At 45.6% G+C, this 18,055-nt stretch carries 23 protein-coding genes; 19 read left to right on the forward strand and 4 right to left on the reverse strand.

Annotated elements, in window-relative coordinates; translation table 11 throughout:
* Positions 1-204: 204 nt before the first annotated feature.
* From ruvB to Q7S83_02620, 8 genes are read left to right on the forward strand one after another with little or no spacing between them, the layout of a single operon-like run.
* A complete protein-coding gene (gene ruvB, locus Q7S83_02585; GenBank protein MDO8467006.1) occupies positions 205-1,203 on the forward strand; it encodes a Holliday junction branch migration DNA helicase RuvB in 999 nt (332 codons plus the stop codon).
* Positions 1,200-1,652: a tRNA (adenosine(37)-N6)-threonylcarbamoyltransferase complex ATPase subunit type 1 TsaE gene (gene tsaE, locus Q7S83_02590; protein ID MDO8467007.1), complete on the forward strand. Its 453-nt coding sequence runs from the start codon at positions 1,200-1,202 to the stop codon at positions 1,650-1,652. The genes ruvB and tsaE overlap by 4 nt, the downstream gene beginning before the upstream one ends.
* A gap of 37 nt (positions 1,653-1,689) precedes the next feature.
* Entirely contained in the window at positions 1,690-2,103 is a 414-nt protein-coding gene (locus Q7S83_02595) for a hypothetical protein (GenBank protein MDO8467008.1), read from the forward strand.
* A 41-nt stretch (positions 2,104-2,144) separates the two neighbouring features.
* Positions 2,145-3,011 carry a 5'-3' exonuclease H3TH domain-containing protein gene (locus tag Q7S83_02600; GenBank protein ID MDO8467009.1) on the forward strand — a complete coding sequence of 289 codons (867 nt, stop codon included), beginning with the start codon at positions 2,145-2,147 and terminating at the stop codon, positions 3,009-3,011.
* Positions 3,008-4,354: a DNA polymerase gene (locus Q7S83_02605; protein ID MDO8467010.1), complete on the forward strand. Its 1,347-nt coding sequence runs from the start codon at positions 3,008-3,010 to the stop codon at positions 4,352-4,354. Before Q7S83_02600 ends, Q7S83_02605 begins: the two co-directional genes overlap by 4 nt.
* Before the next feature lie 9 nt (positions 4,355-4,363).
* The gene (locus tag Q7S83_02610) at positions 4,364-5,233 is read left to right on the forward strand and encodes a hypothetical protein (protein MDO8467011.1); all 870 of its coding nucleotides are present in this window, start codon (positions 4,364-4,366) and stop codon (positions 5,231-5,233) included.
* A gap of 3 nt (positions 5,234-5,236) precedes the next feature.
* Positions 5,237-6,148 carry a DNA-formamidopyrimidine glycosylase gene (gene mutM / locus Q7S83_02615; protein MDO8467012.1) on the forward strand — a complete coding sequence of 304 codons (912 nt, stop codon included), beginning with the start codon at positions 5,237-5,239 and terminating at the stop codon, positions 6,146-6,148.
* Between the two features lies 1 nt (position 6,149).
* Complete coding sequence (locus Q7S83_02620) at positions 6,150-6,905, forward strand: hypothetical protein (GenBank protein ID MDO8467013.1); 756 nt, start codon at positions 6,150-6,152, stop codon at positions 6,903-6,905.
* Here the strand turns inward: Q7S83_02620 and rpsT are convergent.
* Both rpsT and Q7S83_02630 read right to left on the reverse strand, forming a co-directional pair.
* Positions 6,888-7,130 (reverse strand): 30S ribosomal protein S20, encoded by a 243-nt coding sequence (gene rpsT, locus Q7S83_02625; GenBank protein MDO8467014.1) that lies wholly within the window; start codon positions 7,128-7,130, stop codon positions 6,888-6,890. The genes Q7S83_02620 and rpsT overlap by 18 nt on opposite strands.
* A 63-nt stretch (positions 7,131-7,193) precedes the next feature.
* Positions 7,194-7,814, reverse strand: coding sequence for a GtrA family protein (locus Q7S83_02630; GenBank protein ID MDO8467015.1), 621 nt, complete (start codon positions 7,812-7,814; stop codon positions 7,194-7,196).
* Between the two features lie 109 nt (positions 7,815-7,923).
* Here Q7S83_02630 and Q7S83_02635 point away from each other — a divergent pair, with 109 nt between their 5' ends.
* Entirely contained in the window at positions 7,924-8,229 is a 306-nt protein-coding gene (locus Q7S83_02635; GenBank protein ID MDO8467016.1) for a hypothetical protein, read from the forward strand.
* Positions 8,230-8,402: 173 nt separating this feature from the next.
* A complete protein-coding gene (locus tag Q7S83_02640) occupies positions 8,403-8,795 on the forward strand; it encodes a hypothetical protein (GenBank protein ID MDO8467017.1) in 393 nt (130 codons plus the stop codon).
* A gap of 337 nt (positions 8,796-9,132) precedes the next feature.
* On the opposite strand, the gene uvrB is transcribed toward Q7S83_02640, so the two are convergent.
* Both uvrB and Q7S83_02650 read right to left on the reverse strand, forming a co-directional pair.
* Positions 9,133-10,932, reverse strand: a complete 1,800-nt coding sequence (gene uvrB / locus Q7S83_02645) for an excinuclease ABC subunit UvrB (protein ID MDO8467018.1) — start codon at positions 10,930-10,932, stop codon at positions 9,133-9,135.
* A 17-nt stretch (positions 10,933-10,949) separates the two neighbouring features.
* Positions 10,950-11,342, reverse strand: a complete 393-nt coding sequence (locus Q7S83_02650) for a four helix bundle protein (GenBank protein ID MDO8467019.1) — start codon at positions 11,340-11,342, stop codon at positions 10,950-10,952.
* Positions 11,343-11,394: 52 nt separating this feature from the next.
* Between Q7S83_02650 and ruvA the strand changes: the two genes are divergently transcribed.
* From ruvA to Q7S83_02695, 9 genes are all read left to right on the forward strand, one after another.
* Positions 11,395-11,982, forward strand: a complete 588-nt coding sequence (gene ruvA / locus Q7S83_02655; protein ID MDO8467020.1) for a Holliday junction branch migration protein RuvA — start codon at positions 11,395-11,397, stop codon at positions 11,980-11,982.
* Positions 11,979-13,199, forward strand: coding sequence for a UDP-N-acetylmuramyl-tripeptide synthetase (gene murE / locus Q7S83_02660; protein ID MDO8467021.1), 1,221 nt, complete (start codon positions 11,979-11,981; stop codon positions 13,197-13,199). The genes ruvA and murE overlap by 4 nt, the downstream gene beginning before the upstream one ends.
* Before the next feature lie 106 nt (positions 13,200-13,305).
* A complete protein-coding gene (locus Q7S83_02665; protein MDO8467022.1) occupies positions 13,306-13,566 on the forward strand; it encodes a hypothetical protein in 261 nt (86 codons plus the stop codon).
* Positions 13,567-13,670: 104 nt separating this feature from the next.
* Positions 13,671-14,228, forward strand: a complete 558-nt coding sequence (locus Q7S83_02670; protein ID MDO8467023.1) for a class I SAM-dependent methyltransferase — start codon at positions 13,671-13,673, stop codon at positions 14,226-14,228.
* Positions 14,225-15,574 carry an MBL fold metallo-hydrolase gene (locus Q7S83_02675; protein ID MDO8467024.1) on the forward strand — a complete coding sequence of 450 codons (1,350 nt, stop codon included), beginning with the start codon at positions 14,225-14,227 and terminating at the stop codon, positions 15,572-15,574. Before Q7S83_02670 ends, Q7S83_02675 begins: the two co-directional genes overlap by 4 nt.
* Positions 15,575-15,586: 12 nt before the next feature.
* The gene (locus Q7S83_02680) at positions 15,587-16,174 is read left to right on the forward strand and encodes an LOG family protein (protein MDO8467025.1); all 588 of its coding nucleotides are present in this window, start codon (positions 15,587-15,589) and stop codon (positions 16,172-16,174) included.
* Between the two features lie 2 nt (positions 16,175-16,176).
* The gene (locus Q7S83_02685) at positions 16,177-16,491 is read left to right on the forward strand and encodes a translation elongation factor-like protein (protein ID MDO8467026.1); all 315 of its coding nucleotides are present in this window, start codon (positions 16,177-16,179) and stop codon (positions 16,489-16,491) included.
* The gene (locus Q7S83_02690) at positions 16,491-16,973 is read left to right on the forward strand and encodes an MgtC/SapB family protein (GenBank protein ID MDO8467027.1); all 483 of its coding nucleotides are present in this window, start codon (positions 16,491-16,493) and stop codon (positions 16,971-16,973) included. The genes Q7S83_02685 and Q7S83_02690 overlap by 1 nt, the downstream gene beginning before the upstream one ends.
* The gene (locus Q7S83_02695; protein MDO8467028.1) at positions 16,954-18,054 is read left to right on the forward strand and encodes a hypothetical protein; all 1,101 of its coding nucleotides are present in this window, start codon (positions 16,954-16,956) and stop codon (positions 18,052-18,054) included. Before Q7S83_02690 ends, Q7S83_02695 begins: the two co-directional genes overlap by 20 nt.
* Position 18,055 lies beyond the last annotated feature (1 nt).

Raw genomic sequence — 18,055 nt, forward strand, 5'->3', positions numbered from 1 at the left:
TTTCTGAATAAATTCAGGAAAGGTTAGAATCCTCTCGAGGAGAAGTTCAGCCGAAGCCAAACCATCCAATATGCTAAAGAAAATTCCCGCCCACAGATCAATATTTTCAACTCCAGCCATTCTAGCACAAAGAAATCCGTTTGTCAATGGCTTAGTAGCGTACAGGGAGAAATAGTATAATATAGTAGAAATTGGTCAAGCCCTATGGAAAACAAATTGCCGACTGAAGAATTTACAGTTGATTCTATTTTACGCCCGACCAGCTGGGGGGATTATGTTGGGCAGGAAAAAACGAAGCAAAACTTAAGAATTATCCTTGAGGCCGCTAAAAAACGCGACGAAGCCTGCGACCACCTTCTTTTTTATGGGCAGGCCGGACTAGGGAAAACCACGCTGGCGCATCTGGTTGCGAAAGAGTTGGGAGCGAATATAAAAATCACCTCCGGGCCGGCTTTGGAGAAAATGGGAGACTTGGCGGCCGTGCTTACTAACCTCGAAAGGAACGATGTTCTATTTATCGATGAAGCGCATCGGCTGAATAAATCTATTGAGGAGGTTTTGTATCCGGCGATGGAGGCCCGCAAGCTTCATTTAATAGTCGGTAAAGGGCCGGCCGCGAGGATGCTTAGTTTGGACCTTCCTCCGTTCACTTTGATTGCCGCTACCACCAGACCTAGTCTGCTTTCGGGGCCTCTCCGCTCCCGTTTCGGCGCGTCCTTCAAGTTGGACTATTACGAAATGCCGGATATAGAAGAAATTATTAAACGTTCGGCAAAGGTTCTGAATTTGAATATCGATGCGGAGGCGGTTCGGATGATTGCCGTTGCTTCTCGTTTCACCCCACGCGTAGCCAATCGGTTATTGAAGCGTGTCCGGGATTATTCCGAAGTGCACTCCGTGCCGGTGATCGATAAGGAGGTAGCAAAGAAAACTTTAAATATGCTGGAGATTGATGAACTGGGCTTGGAGCCGCAAGACCGCCGTCTTTTGGAAACAATTATCAAAAAATTCAATGGCGGTCCCGTTGGCGCGGCAACTTTGGCGGCGGCTCTTAATGATGACCGCGGCAACGTAGAAGATGTTTACGAGCCTTACTTAATGAGTGTGGGATTATTGGCGCGCACTCCCGCTGGCCGCGTAGTCACCGCCGAGGCCTATAAGCATTTGGGTATTTCTGTGCCGGCTTCTTTACTTGAGTCATGAGAATTGTTTCTAAAAAATTATCCGACACTCATCAGCTGGCCGAGAAGATTGCTAAGGATATATTGAAATCTGGCCCGCACAAAGACCATGCTCGCGTGGTGGCATTAGTTGGAGATTTGGGCGCGGGTAAGACGGCCTTCGCGCAGGGATTTGCTAAGGCGCTCGGTATCAAACGGCGCTTACCTAGTCCGACGTTTTTAATTTTCCGGAAATACCCGTTAGAAGTTGTTGGTTATAAGTTTCTATATCACGTTGATGTTTACCGATTGTCTGACGCAGGAGAGTTGGATGTATTGGATTTCGATAAGATTTTAGCCGACCCGACTAATATTGTGTTGGTGGAGTGGGCCGACAAGATAAAAAATATCTTGCCGAGAGATTCCGTTTGGGTTTATTTCGTTCACGGCAAGAAAGAGAACGAAAGAACGATTGCAATAAGAAATAAATAGTTATAACCTCGAATTAGTTCTAGTGAGCGCGACTCCTATGCTAGCCATCGTCGTCCTTGGGCTAGCGCTGATCGCGCTATGCCTAGTACTCATCTTTTTGACGTTCGTTGGTGGAAGCTCCCGAGTGCTTTTTGAGGGGGTGCTGGACTTCGTTGAGACAGAGGACCTTTTTGGAAAGAATCCGCGGACCCGTTACTTTTTTTCGACGTATTTTGCCGAACCTTTGCGTAGTGATGGGCGGCTACTGGCGGCAACGTACTCCTGTGTCCTGCCCCTGGGGATTCAGAACGACTCCGGCGCTTACATTCCGAGAGAAGGCCATAATATCAAGATCTTGGTTCGTTGGAATATTTTTGGGGAGCCGACGAGTTTTAAAATAGAACGGTTGCCGGATCTCAACCCGGACGATTTGTATCAGCTATCGCAATCGATAGATGCCGGCCTTGATTAAAGGTCGGCATTTCTTTGTGTTTTCGGTTATAATTTAACCAAATGAAAACCCTTCTTCTTATTGATTCCAACGCGCTCATACATCGATTTTTTCACGCCCTCCCGCCGTTCACCGCACCGGACGGTTCACCGACTAATGCAGTCTATGGCTTGTCTAATACTCTTTTCAAAATTATCACCGAGCAGAAGCCGGATTATATCGCCGCATCTCTAGATACCCCAGAGCCGACTTTCCGCGATAAGGAGTATGCCGAATACAAAGCCGGGCGAGCCGAGACTTCTTCTGATTTAATCCCGCAGTTAAAAAAGGCGCCCTTGGTTTATGAAGTTTTTGGCGTCCGCTCTTTTGCCATCCCCGGTTTTGAGGCCGACGACTTAATCGGTTCGTTTGTAGAAATGTTTAAAGACGAGCCCGATTTAAAAATTGTGATTCTTTCCGGCGATCGTGACGTGCTTCAGCTGGTGGAAGGCGAGAAAGTTGTTGGTCAGCTTTTCAAAACAGGAATTACCGAAACCGTTATCTACGACGAAAAAGCGGTCATAGAAAAATTCGGTATCGGACCCAAGCAGTTGCCGGACTATAAGGGATTTGTGGGGGATCAATCCGATAATATCAAAGGCGTCGCGGGAGTGGGCCCGAAGACAGCGGAAATTTTGTTGAAAGAATTTAAAACCATTGAAGAGGTTTATGAAAACATTTCTATTATCACTCCTAAAATCGCAAAAAAAATTGAAGGCAAAAAAGAGGAAGCCATATTCTCCCGCCGCCTAGCGACTATCCGTCGCGACGCCCCTGTTGGCGTGAGCGACTTGGAATCTTTAAAAGTTCCCGCTTTGGATAAAGTAAAGCTAAAAACCTTTTTCCAGTCACTTGGGTTTAAAAGTCTTATTGAGAAGCTAGAAAAATGATTAACGAAGCGAAAAAAATTGAATTAGCCCAATGGTTGCTGGATCCCGACAAGCATCAGGCTTTGCCGGATAATTTGATTCAACTTGAGCAGAGATTAGAAAATGCCGGTTTGGATATAATCTATCGGAATATTGAATTACCGTTGGTGGAAATTTTGGGAAAAATGCACGAGGTGGGTATTAAGTTGGATTTAGAGTATTTAAAAAAGCTCGACGAAGAAATTGAGGGCGAACTTTCCGGCTCGGTAAAGAAGATTTTCAAAGAGGCCGGCGGCGAGTTTAATATCAACTCCCCTAAGCAGTTGTCGGAAATTTTATTCGGGAAATTAAAAATTAATCCCGCCGGCGTTCCCAAAAGAAAAACTGGCGCTTATTCCACCGACGCGGAGACTTTGAATAAACTTTCAAAAGAGCACGCGATTGTGGATTCGATTTTGAAATATCGAGAGTTGTACAAACTGCAATCAACATACGTAAGGCCGCTTCAGGAATTAGCGGATAAAAACGGGCGAGTGCACACGACTTTCGTGCAAACAGCCGCCAGCACCGGCCGTTTGAGCTCGCATGAGCCGAATCTGCAGAATATTCCCGTAGTTTCCGAATGGGGGAAGAGGATTCGCCAAGGGTTTATCGCGGATAAAGGAAAAAGTTTTTTGGCTTTGGATTATTCCCAAATTGAGTTGCGAGTTTTAGCGGCGGTATCCGGCGATGAAAGTATGATTGATGCTTTCAAAAAGAATTGGGACATTCACAAGCTCACCGCTTCGAAAGTTTATGACGTGCCGCTGGAGAAAGTTACTCCGGAAATGCGCACGGTGGCAAAGACGATGAACTTCGGCGTGATTTACGGAATGGGCCCGCAGGCTTTCTCGCAGTTGAGCGGCCTGCCTTTTTTGGAAGCCAAGAGATTTATTGATGAATACTTCGCTGATTTCAAAGCCGTGAAAATCTGGCAGGAGAAAACAATCATTGAGGCGCGGAAAACTGGATTTGTGGAAAACTTAAATGGCAGGAAAAGATTTTTGCCAGGAATTAATCATCCCAATAAGCGCTTCTCTTCTGAAGCTGAACGCGCGGCAATTAATATGCCGATTCAGGGATTGGCTGCAGACATTATCAAGTTGGCGATGATTAGGGCGGATAAATTAATTAGTTCCAAAAAACTCGGAGAGCGGGTCCGGATGCTTTTAACTATTCATGACGAGTTGATATTTGAAGTTGATGATAAAGATATAAAGGAAGTAGAAAGCCTGATTAAAAAAGAAATGGAGGAGGCTTATGATTTAAAATCGGTGAGCTTGAAGGTGGACAGCGCTTCGGGTAAAAATTGGGCGGAACTATAAAATATTTTTATGCCTGAAAAATTTGAGATGCCTCATGCGGATAAGTTAGTCGGAGTACCCACCGAGCACGTGGATAAGCAGGAGATGGCTGAACGGAACTTTACTAAATATTTTGAACAGCCAGGTGACAGGGAGAAGCCGTTCGAGTTAGAAAAAACCGCTAAAGACGTTGAGATAATTAACTTTTGCGACGAGTCGGTATGGAAGTATATGCAGCAATACGGCAGGGAGAAAAATATTAAACTGCCTATGCAAAACGTGCACGTGCTAGAAGAGGGCGGCGTTGAGGTGGCGACAGGGGGAAGGTTTGGAGTAGGCACACACTCTATGCTGCGCGGCAAGATAGCCGTAGATCGCGACCCATCGGATACCCAATTTTCTCTTGTTACTTTTCACGAGCTTTTTCATGCCAAAGCTTATCAAGCAGGGCAGATAAAGACTAAAGAAGGAAATTTTGGGTTCGATAAATATCGCAACGGCTTTATCGTGACTTCGCGTGATGGCAAGAAAACTTATTTTGATGGTGTAGAAGAGGCGGTTGTAGGCCATATGACCCAAAGATTTTTTAATGAAGTTTTATCCAAAGACCCCAAGTTTATCCCTGAGATTGAGGAGCGGAAAAAGAATGGGCAGCCTTTTGATATTTCTCGGCAAGACGAGCAAGCGGCCGGGAAGAAAATAGTTGAGGATCTTTTTATTAAGAATCCCGGAAAGTTTGATAGCAAAGAAGAAATAATGGAAATGTTTATCAAGGCCCAAGTTACCGGAAATATTTTGCCGGTGGCTCGGCTTTTCGAAAAGACTTATGGCAAGGGAAGCTTCCGAAAATTAGGCGAAGAGACCGGTATGGTAGAAAAAGTTGAAGAAAAAGACAAGTAATTTATGCCAGAGCTACCGGAAGTCCAAACGGTTGTTAATGACCTGAATAAGAAAATTGTGGGCCGGAAAATTACCGGTGTCTGGTTTGACTGGCCGAAGATGATTAAAGACCCGCTGGATCAATCGAGGACCAAAGTTGCCCACAAACACGTGGCGGTTTTTGAGGGTTTTGTGAAAGGTGAAAAATTTGTGGAAGTTCGCCGCCGCGCGAAAAATATTTTGATTTATCTTACTCACGGGAAAATGCTTTTGGCTCATCTGAAAATGACCGGGCATCTCCTTGTTGGTAAGTGGCGAGTCGTTAGTCGTAAAGTCGTGCCGTTATGGCCCAAGGCCATCGTAGAGGATCCGTACAACAAATATATTCATCTGATTTTTTATTTAGATAACGGCCAGATGCTCGGCTTTTCCGATTTGCGGAAATTCGCCAAAATTATTGCCGGGCCAATAGAAGTTATAGAAAATCTTCCGGAATTAGTTCGGCTTGGCCCAGAGCCGCTAGAAAAAAGTTTTACTTATGAAAAGATGGTAGAGGTAATCAAACCAGAGCATCGAAAAATCAAGCAGGTTCTACTGGATCCGGAAGTCATCGCCGGGATTGGAAATATTTATTCCGACGACATTTTATGGAAAGCAAAAATTAATCCTTTCCGGCCGGCAAATAAATTAAAAGAACCGGAATTAAAGAATATTTATAAAGCGATTAAAGAAGTGCTGACAAAAGCCGTGAAATTGCGTGGCACTTCTACCAGCGATTTTCGCGACACTGCCGGCCTAGAAGGAGGTTATACTGAATATAGAAGTGTTTATGGGCGAGAAGACGAACCCTGCCCAAGGTGCGGCACTGGGATTGTGCGCAAGAAGATTGGTGGTCGCTCAGCGCATTTTTGCCCTAAGTGCCAAACTATGAAATAAAATGCTTATTTATCTTTATGGGCCCGATGCTTATCGGCGCCAGCAAAAATTAAAGGAAATTACCGAAAAGTTTACCGATAAACACGGTAATTCCGGTTTGGAGCGTTTTGATTTAAGTATGAAGGGAGAGGTTGAGCGGCTGAAGGATTTTTCTACTACTCAATCTTTATTTGATAGTTCTAAATTTGGAATAGTCTATGAAGCAGATGAGGCCGAGCCGAAAGAAGTGAATAATCTTTTGAAAATCGCCGATGGCTCAAAGACCATCAGTTTGGCGGTGGTAGCCGACAAAGCTCTGCCGAAGACTTTTAAAATTCTTTCCGGAGCGGAAGTCATCAGTCAGGAGTTTGATAATTTGGAGTCGGCACAGGTTTCTGCCTTCGCCAAAGCCGAAGCGCAAAGGCGAGATTTTAAATTGAGCGACTCTCTTTTGCAGGGCCTGATTTGGAAATACGCCAAAGACACTTGGGGTTTAGTAAATGAAATCGAGAGGTTGGCCTTGGGGGGCAATCCTGAAACGGTTTTGCGTGAGCAGGATTTCTTTTCGGCAATCAGCCAATTGGAATATGGAAAGACGGCGAGTGTGAAGTTGCCGATTTTGGAGCGATTGATGCACTCAGAAGATTTACCTAAGATTTTTAATATTTTAGCCGCTATGGCGCGCAATAAAAACAAAATGGCCGATTATGATCTGGCCATTAAATCCGGGAAGCTGGAATACGAAGAGGTTCTTACCGATTTAGCTCTTAGCAGTTAATTTAGCCGATAGTCGGGACTTTAAGCGAGAAGCGGTGTTCTTTTTTAAAACGTTTACCTTGGCGGCTTTATCCAGTTGTTGGAATACAACGGAAAGGAGTTCAGCAGAAGGAGTTTTTTTGTAAGCCTTAACAGCCTCTTTCAAGGTTTTCTTTTGGGAGACATTCCGCGTTCTGCGGCTCTGACTCTGCCTCCAAGCTTTTTTGGCTGAACGGGTGATTGGCATGGGAAATGTTTAAATATTTAAACGTTTAAATATAATAGACAAAAACGGGAAGTTTTGCAATAGCTATGGCTTAAAGATAATGAATTTATATCCTACAAAATTCCACATCACATTCGGGACGATGGCGGTGAATTTGGAGATGTTTTCCCATAATGGCTCACCCATTCCTTCGGGGGCTCCAATCACAGAAGTCATTAAATAGACGATTCCTGTGTTTAACAGTAATCCGGTGAAGGTTACACAGATGAACCGAGAATATTCTTTCAAATTTGGCCGCTCGCCCTCTTTCTTGAAAGCCCATAAGCGGTTCCAAAAGTAGGCGTTGGTGGTGGCGATTAAAAACCCGACGGAATTAAAAAGAATAATCAGCGGGCCGGAATAAACTTTAAAAATAAGGCTGAAAATATTCAAAATACCCAAGTCGATAAACGCGCTTAAGGCTCCCGCTGCTCCGTATTTGGCGAACTGGAACATCGTCGGAGACCGCAAACCAATCAGTCCGGCAATCCACATTGAAAAATTAGCGAACAAGAAAAATCCAATAATAGTTACCGCGCCGCTGGCCAAGGTTAGTTCCCATTGAGGTGGCTGCAGGTTTTCTAGAATTGGCAGGGCGAAAGCTCCGAAGAGTAAGCCGATGATCGATACCAGATAGTAGTCTTTTTTTGTGGCGACTCCAGTCATAAAGTTAACCTTACCGCTTATTGACTGGGACTGCAAAATCGGCTATACTGTATCCCAGTAAATGGCATCGCGCCATTTAAACAAAACCCCATTTTGGAAGGAGGCCAGCATGGCGAGCTACGATCGTTCGGCTCAGCGCAACGAGAAGAAGGGCAAGAAGAAGGGCGGAGGCGGGCAGCAGCCGGCGCGGAAGCGTAAGTATTACTCGATTTTCATTCCGGTTCGGAAGGTGGTGAGGATGCTGAAGTCCTGCAGTGCCGAGTTCGTCGGCAAGCTGGCCTGCAAGGAGCGGCAGGAGGCCAAGCCCGATGAGATTCAGGGAGCGCTTCATGCTCTCGCGGACGACGGTGCTTCGGGAGAGTACGGCGAGCGAGTTCAGGAGTTGGCAAAAGAGGCGCTCGAGTATGTGAAGTGATTGTTCCCGCACCGAAAGGTGCGGGTTTTTTATTCCCCTATCCCCCATTGACAAATGTAGAGCTGGTATGGTATAATACACCTGTCAAGTGACCTTAACAATTTAGTTCCCCAAACAAGGAGATAGCCATGATTGAGTGCCAACAGCCCAAGAAGTGGATCGGTGCGGCCAGTGTGAAGGATGTCTTGACGATAATCCTTCAGTTGCAGTTCGAGTGCGCCGGGCGGTTCCTCTATTTTCTCAGCGAGAGCGAGGATGAGGATGGGACCCTGGTGGCCTGTCTGGAAGTCGGAGAAGTGGGTGCTGGCGGGAAGTGGTGCAAAGAGATGTACTTCACCGGCTTCGGACATGACGCCCGGCTGTTGAAGGCCTTCTACAATCAGTTCCTGCCGGCGCGGGATGGCGACCATTTGAAAGTGGCGGCCATGCTCCGAGCTGGTATCTGCGATCCGGAAGACATTTATGCCGGACTGCAGATTCAAGATGCCGATGCTCTGATGACTGCCATTGAGGCAGCCCAGAAGCACGGATTCGGACTTCATCTTTTCGTTCACCTCAAAGACTAGGAGGCTGTGGATGTCAGGCAACGTAACGCCCTTCCATGGCCCCCTATTCCCACATGATCTCCGCAGCGATGCGGAGATTTTTTATTTAGTACGAGGCTTCGAGGACGCAGGTGTAGACTCTACTCCCAGTCCGAGAAACGAACCTGCCTGCCGGTAGGCAGGGTAATAAATAATAAAATCCCGCATCCCGAAGGGTTGTGGTTAAAATTCTTTATTTCTATGTCGTCGAATATCTGACATAGAGTCTATGCCTTATTATTCTCCTCCTCGAAATAAAGAATTTTTCCTCACAACGCTGCTAGAGCTTATGTGGGAATAGGGGGCTGGGGGCGTTTTTTTATACCTCCATCGCGTTCTTGGCCAGTTCTTCTTCCACGATTGGTTTGTTTATGGCCATCGGGTGTAGCCCCATTTTTTTATTAAATTTTTCCTGTACTTTCCGGCGACGCAAGGTTTCCAACATTGTTTTTTTAATAGAGTCAGTAAGAAAATCAGCGTAGAAAATAACTTTTCCGTTAATTGAGCGGGCGGCACGACCGGCCATTTGAATCAGGCCACGGTAGTTACGTAAAAACCCCTCTCGGTCGGCATCAAGGATCGCCACCAAGCTAACTTCGGGCAAATCCAAGCCTTCGCGCAACAAATTAATTCCCACCACTACATCAATATCGCCGCGGCGTAACGCTTGCAATACTTTCGGGCGTTCTAAGGTTTTAATTTCTGAATGAAGATATTGCGTTTTAATTCCTTGCTCCAAAAGATATTCAGTAAGATCTTCAGCGGAGCGCTTGGTAAGAGTCAGAGCCAACACGCGCTCATTTTTCGCTATGCGCTTTCTGATTTCCCCAACAAGATGTAGAACTTGATTCTTTGCCGGGCGGATTTGAATTTCCGGATCTAAAATTCCTGTTGGCCTCAATAGCTGCTCAACAGCCGGACCCATTTGTAATTCATATGGCCCAGGAGTGGCAGAGACGTAAATCGTCTGGTTGATTTTTGCGTTGAATTCCGCGAAAGTCAGCGGCCGGTTATCCAGCGCCGAAGGAAGTCGGAAACCGTAGTTGATTAGATTCATCTTCCGGCGGCGATCACTTTCTTGCATAGCATTTAATTGAGGAACGGCGATATGTGATTCATCAATGAAAAGTAAAAATGGCTTCGGGAAATAATCCAGCAAAGTTGTGGGTGGCTCGCCCGGCTCGCGGAAGCTCAAGTGGCGGGAATAATTCTCCACGCCGTTCACGTAGCCCTTCTTTTTGAGCATATCCATATCAAAATTTGTTTTCTTTTCTAGACGGGTGGCCTCTTCAAATTTATTCGCCGATTGTAGCTGTTCCACTCGGTCATCAAGTTCGTTTTTAATGTTTTCGAGAGCGAGATTGAGCTTGTGTTGAGGGGTTACCCAGAATTTCGCCGGGTAGATAGACATGCCGACTAATGACTGCTGACTAATGACTGATGACTTGGGATCAATTTTTTTAATGGAGATTATTTTTCTTTTTTCAAAGGCGATTTCAAAGATTTCGTCGGTTACCAAGTGGATGCGGGCGATGTTTTTCTCAAACGAGAACTGGCCCAGCAGTGGCGAGGCATTATTTTTTTCATACTGCAAAAGATTTAGGTGGCGGGTCAGGTCTTTTGGGTCAATAATCTGGCCGGTCTTCAGTTCCAGCCGGGCGTTTTGATATTCATTGGGGTCGCCGACACCATAAATACAGGAAACAGAAGCGATAACGATGGCGTCTTTGCGGGCGAGTACCGCCTGAATGGCCGAGTGGCGTAGTTTGTCTATCTCCGCGTTGATGCGCGCATCTTTTTGGATATAAGTTTTCGTTTGCGGCATAAAGGCCTCGGGTTGATAGTAGTCGTAGTAAGAAACGAAATAATGGACGGCGTGATTAGGGAAAAATTGTTTGAACTCCTGATAAAGTTGAGCGGCCAATATTTTGTTGGGCGAGATGATAATAGTAGGCAGGCCGGTTTTTTCTATAACTGAAGCCATCGTGAAGGTCTTGCCGGAACCCGTCACGCCCAAAAGAGTCTGGTGTTTTGCGCCAGATTCCAGGCCGCGGGTCAGCTTCTCAATGGCCTGCATTTGGTCCCCTTTCGGCGAAAAATTAGATATTAGCTTAAACATTCTTTGGGGTAATTAAGTTATTTAGAAGTTGAGTCATTTAGTTGGGCTTTCTTTATGCTATTTACATACCCGTTAATTAAAAGACGAACTTCGTCACAGTTATTTAGGAGATTATTGCATTCGTCCATTGGGGCATACTTCAAGTCTCGGATGGCAATAATGTGGTTAACGGTTTCTTCCAGAGAGCCGCGTGCTTGGCGACAAAACTGTATATTCTCCTGGTAATGATACCTACCAAAGCCTTCCGCGATATTTGCAGAAGCTGATGCGGCAGAGCGTCTGATTTGGGAGGTTATGTTAAATTTTTCCTCTTTTGGCATAAGGTTTGTTAGGCTATAAATTTTTAGCATAAGACTATGCGCTTTTTGCCAGACGATCAGGTCTGTGAATTTGTTGATAGTTTTAGCCATATTTACTTAATTTCTTAATGACTTAATGACCGCTCCAGTTTATACTGGAGCTATGTTGCACAGCTTAAGCGGTAAACTAGTCGGACGGAAGGATAATTTCGCAATTATCGAGGCGGCCGGCATCGGATTCAAAGTTTTGTTTGCCGCTAAAACCGCCCAAAGTTTGCCACAAAATGGTTCAGATATCAAGATTTTTTGCTCTCTTTATAGCAAAGAGAATGCCCCGTTTGAATTGTTCGGATTTTTAAACGAACAAGAGTTGTATTTGTTTGAAAAATTAAACACAGTAGGCGGCATCGGACCCAAAACTGCTCTATCGGTGATGGGAGTCGCTCAAATTGATCAATTAATAGCGGCGATTAATGCAGGCAAGACGGAACTTTTGACCAAGGCCTCCGGCATCGGGAAGAAGACGGCCGAGCGGGTGATTTTAGATTTGAAAGGCAAATTAGACGGCGGCAGTAAAGAAACTTCAGAGCAGAATTTGAATTTAATGGAATCTGACGTAGAACTCGAAGAAACTTTAATTAGTCTTGGTTATACTCGTCCGCAGGCTAAGGCATCTCTTTCTAAAATAAACCCCGAGACCAAGGGTTTTAAAGAGCGGCTGAAAGAGGCGTTAAAAAAGGCCAAGTTATGAGATTTTTTAAAAGTTTTTATCACTATCTACTAGCATGGGCTGGCGCCCTGATTTACGGCTTCCCCTCGAGGAAGATTTTCGTTTTGGGAGTCACGGGCACTAAGGGTAAGTCCACCACGCTTGAGTTAATAAATTCCATTTTAGAATCGGCCGGCAAAAAGACCGCGTTGGTTTCTTCTATTCGTTTTAAAGTAGACGGCGAAACAATAAAAAATACTTCCGGCATGTCTATGCCGGGCCGTTTTGCTTTGCAGAGAGTTCTTTGGAGGGCGGTGCGCGCCGGATGCCAGTATGCTTTGGTGGAGGTCACTTCGCAGGGAATTCTTCAGCATCGTCATAGATTTATTGATTTTGATGCGGCACTGTTTACCAATCTTCAGCCGGAGCATATTGAGGCGCATGGTTCGTTTGAGAAATATCGGGACGCGAAGGTGAGTTTTTTTGAAGATGTGGCGGAATATTCAAAAAAATCGGAGAAGCATTTTTTTATCAACGAAGGTGATAAATCCGCCGAGTATTTCGCTGCTTGCGCAGATGAAAATTCGGAGGTGGTCTATTTTAGCAGGGAAGCGTTCATTCGAAGGGAGTTGGGGGGTGGGCACGAATCTATCGGAGATTGGCTTTCCGGAAATTTTAATCTGGAAAATGCCGCCGCCGCCACAGCTTTCGTTTCTTCCCGAGGAATAGGATGGGATGAAACAAAAAAAGTATTCCAGAATTTTAGCGGCGTGCCTGGGCGGCTGGAGTACGTGCAAAAAGCCCCCTTCTCGGTAGTGATTGATTACGCGCACACTCCCGATAGTTTAGCGAAGGTCTATGAGAGTTTATCCGTAGGGTTGAGCAGTAGAAATAAAATGATTTGCGTTTTGGGAGCGGCGGGCGGCGGGCGGGATAAATGGAAACGGCCGGCAATGGGCAAGATTGCTTCCGAATACTGCGGCGTAGTAGTGCTGACTAATGAAGATCCTTATGATGAAAACCCGGAATCAATCATCAATGAGATAGCAGGGGGTTTTTCCCGCGCCGATTTCGACAAAAAAGAATTTTTGAAGATTTTAGATCGCCGCGAGGCAATCGCTAAAGCAATTTCTTTTGCTAAGAAGGGTGATGTGGTCGTGATGACCGGAAAGGGAAGTGAGGATTGGATACACGTAGCGCGTGGGAAGAAGATTCCGTGGAGTGAAAAGAAGGTAGTTGAGGAAATTTTGCGGGGCTAGCCCCGAGACCACGAGATTACTAAGTTATTCTTCGTGGTTTTTCGTGGTTGATTTTTATTAAAGTTTGTATTATTGTTCCACTCGGTCCGACTTAGGAGATAGAGGAATGTGTCATCGATGTGTTGAGGCTCGGGAGTCAAAGCGTGCCGCAAAGATCCGGGCGAAAAAAGAGAACCCTGGCAAGCTGAAGCTACTGCGAGAGACGTTTGCCTACTTAGTTCACCTTGCGGAGTTGAACAGGCGCGATATTGATGATCTGTTGCTGGTGGCGGGGAAGATTCGTACTCACAAGGATTTCGTGAAGCAGCTGGCCTCCATGACGATTGATCCGGAAAAGCACCACCATAGCAAAACTTCTGGCTTTTAGCCCCTTCGGGGGCTTTTTGTTATATGTACCAGACTTATAGAACTTTTATAGAATGGTACGCGTACCAGACTTATAGAAATTTTGTGGAATGGTATAATCAGGCAATGATTAGCCAATTTCTTGACGGTTTAGTATTTAAAATTCAGCAGAAGCGAATTCGTAAATATTTGAATGAGCAAAAATTAACTTCCGCATCAGTGTTGGATTTGGGCTGCGGTTATGGTTGGTATTCCCAATTGTTTGACGGACATTACACGGGGATTGATAATGACGCTGATCGGTTAGCGGTGGCACGGAAGAAGTATGCGGATAAGAACTTTTTGGAGATGTCGGCTGACACCTTGGCGTTTCCTGGCCAGAGTTTTGATTTGGTTGTTAGTTTTCTGGTTCTGCATCATCTAACGAGCGATCAGCTTGAGAAAGCCATCAAAGAAGTAAAAAGGGTTTTGAGGCCCGGCGGAAGGTTTTTGGTGCTTGATCTAGTGGTTCCAGATAGATTATCGGCTTTGGTCCGACCACTGATGTGGTTGGATAACGCGGAGCGTAGAAAATCTTCGCAGTTAGCTGATCTTTTCCAAAAGTCAGGATTTCAAATCACCGAACAGAGCGAGAAGAGCCGCGGAATTTTCTCCACCGCATTTTTTGCTACAATAAAATCATGAAACTTACTTTCCACGGCGCGACCAAGCAGGTTACCGGCTCCAATTTTTTATTAGAATCTGATGGCCAGAAAATTTTAATTGATTGCGGTTTGAATCAAGGAGATAGCTTTGTTGAAAAACATAACTTCGAGCCATTTCCATACAATGCGAAAGAAATTTCTGCTGTCTTGGTGACCCATCCGCACGTTGATCACGTTGGTCGGTTACCGAAGCTTTATAAAGATGGTTTTCGCGGGAAGGTTTATTCCACGCCGCCTTGCCGTGATGCCGCCCAGATACTACTCACCGACTCCGAGCATATTTTGATTCAGGAAGCCGAACGTTTTAAGCAGCCGGTAATTTATGGCATTCGCGAAATTGAAGAGTTGATGACGCATTGGGAAGGAATTGAATATCATCAGCAGATTACTGTGGGTAATTTTAAAGCCACTTTTTATAACGCTGGTCACATTTTGGGCTCCAGTTTTATTTTAGTAGAGGCAGAGGGGAAGAGAATGATTTTTTCAGGAGACTTAGGGAACTCTCCGGCTCCGATGATCGGCAGGCGTGAGGATCCTCCGGCCGGCGTAGATTATTGTTTAGTTGAAGGGACTTATGGCAATCGGATCCATCCGCCGATGAGCGTTCGGAAAGGAATTCTAGAAGATATGATTGAAGACACAGTGAAGTCAGGTGGCGTCTTGATGATTCCGGCTTTCGCAATGGAGCGCACGCAAGAGTTGCTTTTTGAACTCAACGATTTAGTTGAGAGCGGCCGGATACCGAGCTTGCCGATTTTTGTGGATAGCCCGCTCGCTATTAAACTTACAGAGGTTTATAAAAAGCATTATAAATATTTTGATGAAGATACTCAGAAAAAATTTCATTCCGGGGACGGTATATTTAATTTCCCGGGTTTGAAAATGACTTTAACTGTGGATGAATCGAAGGGGATTAACAAAGTTCCGGCACCGAAAGTGATTATCGCCGGGGCGGGCATGTCTAATGCCGGAAGAATTTTGCATCATGAAAAACTCTATCTTTCCGATCCGAACAGCACCATATTTATGGTTGGCTATCAGGCGGCGGGCTCATTAGGCCGAAAGATATTGGATGGTGAGAAAAAAGTGAAAGTTTTGGGAGAAGTAGTAAATGTGCGATGCAGGGTTGTGGTAGCAACTGCTTATTCTGCTCATGCCGACCAGCCCCAGCTTCTGGAGTGGCTCACACCTATGCGGGGAAAAATAAAAAAGGTTTTCGTGATTCACTCCGAAGAGGAATCAGGCAAGGAATTAGTGCAAAAAATGAGAGATGAGTTGGCTATAGACGGAGAAGTGCCAGAGCCGAATTCTTCTGTTGAATTGTGATAATATTACCGTATGGTCAGCCGTTTAAACCCTCGCCGGCATCTCAAATATAAAATTTGCGTCTCGGGAGCCGCCGAGACCGGGCATTGTGCTATTGATGCTTTAGAAAAGGCCGAGCAGATTGGTCGCGAGATTGCTAATGCCGGAATGGTTTTGGTGACCGGCGCGACCACCGGTATTCCATATTGGTCCGCCAAAGGTGCCAAAGAAGCGGGGGGGATAGTTATTGGGCTTTCTCCTGCCTCTTCCGAAGCCGCGCATATTAAATCCTACAAGCTTCCCACTGATTATCATGATGTGATTGTGTATACCGGATTTGATTATTCAGGGCGCAATCTTTTATTGACCCGGTCTGCAGATGCGGTGATTACGATTTGCGGTCGCTTGGGAACGTTAAATGAATTCACAATCGCCTTTGAAGACCATAAGCCGATTGGCGTCTTGACGGGTACGGGTGGCATGGCGGATATGATTAAAGATATAGTGGATAAGTCGCATCGGGGGCCGGGAAAGGTAATTTATGACCCCGACCCCAAGAGTTTAGTGGAGAAGCTTATCAAGATGATAGAAAAAGAGAAAGAAAATAATAAAAAAATATAAATATGAAAAAGAAAGCTGTGAAGAAATCTAAAAAAGTAGTAAAAAAACCGGCTAAGGCGGTAAAAAAGATTAAAGCAGCCAAGTCAATCGGTGTGGTCACGCATTTTTACGGGGGCATAAAGGTGGCTATTGTTAAATTTAAAAAGCCGATGAAACAGGGCTCGGTAATCAAAATTAAAGGAGCCACTACTGATTTCGAACAGACGATAAAATCTATGCAGTATGATCATAAAGATATTGCCGTGGCCAAAAAAGGGCAGGAAGTCGGAATGAAAGTGAATAAAAAAGTGCGCGATGGAGACGAAATCTTTGAGTAATGATCGAGCAATTACTATCTTCTGAATATTTAGAGATCTTCGGCCAGATCGCCTTGGCGACCCTGCTGGGGGCGCTGATTGGAGTTGAGCGGGAACTAGCCAAGAAAAACGCCGGTATGCGCACTTTTGCTTTAGTGGCTTCTGGCTCCGCTATGTTTAGTATTATTTCCCAATTAGCTTTTGAGAATTTTGTCGGCTCCAGCTTCGACCCTTCTCGTATCGCCTCTCAAGTAGTGGTGGGCATCGGCTTCATCGGCGCCGGTTCAATTCTTTCTTCTCAAAACAAAGTTCGCGGTCTGACTACTGCCGCCGGTCTATGGGTTTCGGCCGCTATCGGTATGGCAGTAGCCTACAAGCTTTATTCGGTCGCGATTTTCGGTACCTTTGTGACGATTTTTATCTTAGTTTTCCTTTGGACTATCGAGCAGAAATTAATTAAGAAAATGGGAAGTTTGGCCGCGCATGACGTGGACGAGGATTAAGCAATTCTTTTTGCCGTTCGGCATATTGGCCGGCACGATTATCGGAGCCGGAGTTTTTTCCTTGCCTTATATTTTCCGGTTTTCCGGCATCAGCCTCGGGCTGATCTATCTAGTGATCGGGTCGGCGGCCTATATCGTGGTCTATCGGATGTACGCGGATATTGTGCGTGAAACCCCCGGCGACCACCGGTTCGTCGGATATAGCAGGATCTATCTGGGGAACCGGATTGGCTGGCTGGCCATACTGATGACGATTATTGAAAGTATCCTGGTACTTACTATCTATCTGGTTTTGTCGGAAAGTTTTGCCCATCTGCTTGTCCGCGCCGGCGCCGGAGTGGAGAAGATAATTATTTTCTGGTTTTTGGCGTCCGCGGCCATTTTATTGGGACTCAAAAAGATAGCGAAAATAGAACTGGCTATCACGTCCGGGATACTCGCCATTTTCGCCATTGTTTTTTTCTTCGGCGCTAAAAATATCGGGGCGCTTTCCGTTGTTGATATTGTTCCGGTTTGGGGAAATCTGTTCTGGCCATTGTCCGCGGTGCTATTCTCACTTTCCGGAAGGGTGGCCATCCCGGCAGTGGTTAAATTGGGTGGGCCAACGAACAAAGTAATTTTTTGGGGAGTTGCCGTTCCCGCTTTGGTTTACGGATTGTTCGCATTTAGCGTAATCGCTATTTCTCCAATCGTCACCGAAGACGCGGTCACCGGTTTGCGGGCGGGGATCCCTTACGCAGTTTCCTGGCTGGTAGGCGTGTTGGGAATTTTATCGCTGATCAGTTCTTACATTACGGTCGGGTATGATGTGGAAAAGAGTCTGGAATATGATCTCCGGACCCCTTATACTCTGCGCTTCGCGATGGTGATGTTTGGGCCCATTCTGCTTTATTTCGGAGGCCTGAAGGATTTTTTGTATCTGGTTGGTCTGACGGGAGGAATTTTCATAGCCCTGGAAAGTATTTTTATCGTTTGGATGTGGTTGAAAATGAAAGGCAGGAGAATGTCGGTGGGGGCGGCCGCTTTGATAGTTTTGTTTGCCGTGGCGCTTGGCTATGAGATACTTAAAGGACTACTTTAGG

The sequence above is a fragment of the bacterium genome (genome assembly GCA_030646995.1).
In the GTDB taxonomy this organism is placed as follows: Bacteria; Patescibacteriota; Minisyncoccia; order UBA6257; family WO2-44-18; genus JAUSKF01.